The organism is Alloprevotella tannerae ATCC 51259, from assembly GCF_000159995.1.
GTDB lineage: Bacteria > Bacteroidota > Bacteroidia > Bacteroidales > Bacteroidaceae > Alloprevotella > Alloprevotella tannerae.
Window position 1 is genome coordinate 1 of the sequence record NZ_GG700647.1, and the last position, 518, is coordinate 518.

Genomic DNA, 518 nt, shown 5'->3' on the forward strand with positions numbered 1-518 from the left:
AGTCCAAGCGTCAAAGCTCTTGACATAGCGTTCTGCGCCCTGTTCGCTGCTTATGCGGAGGATTTCGGACTTGTTCAACAATTTTATGATCTGAGAATAGAGCGGCTGTCCGCTAAAATGTGTACTTTTACCCATGGTTAAATGTTTTTTTGTCGAATACAAATTAACCATTAAGGGCTGACTTTACAAAACGAAATCAGCCCTTTACTTTTTGCCCTCTCCAAAAGAACGGCATATCAATCAAAAAACTTTTATCGGACAGCAATAACATTAAATTGTTGTCCGAAAGCTTCAGGAGTTTGGACAAAGAGTTTTTCGCGATGGGCAATCACGCCACCTATATAATAAGGAAGACCGCAATTTGCATATGAAATATGTGGTCCCTTTTCTAAAAGGATAATCTCTGCTTGTTCGTCGATGCGGCGGATGCGGGCTGCTGCTGTTGCACCGCCCGCAACACCGCCAATGATAAGATGTTTCATGTATCTGCTATGTTTTCAGTGTTCCTCTTTCAGAAG

General features: G+C 42.3%; 1 protein-coding gene and 1 pseudogene. Both read right to left on the reverse strand.

Annotation, left to right across the window (positions count from 1 at the left end):
* A partial coding sequence (locus tag GCWU000325_RS10830) for a DUF4372 domain-containing protein (protein ID WP_316906975.1) occupies positions 1-171 on the reverse strand: 171 nt, incomplete at its 3' end.
* Between the two features lie 95 nt (positions 172-266).
* Positions 267-482: pseudogene (locus tag GCWU000325_RS10835) on the reverse strand (hypothetical protein); the annotation flags it as partial.
* Between the last annotated feature and the right edge of the window lie 36 nt (positions 483-518).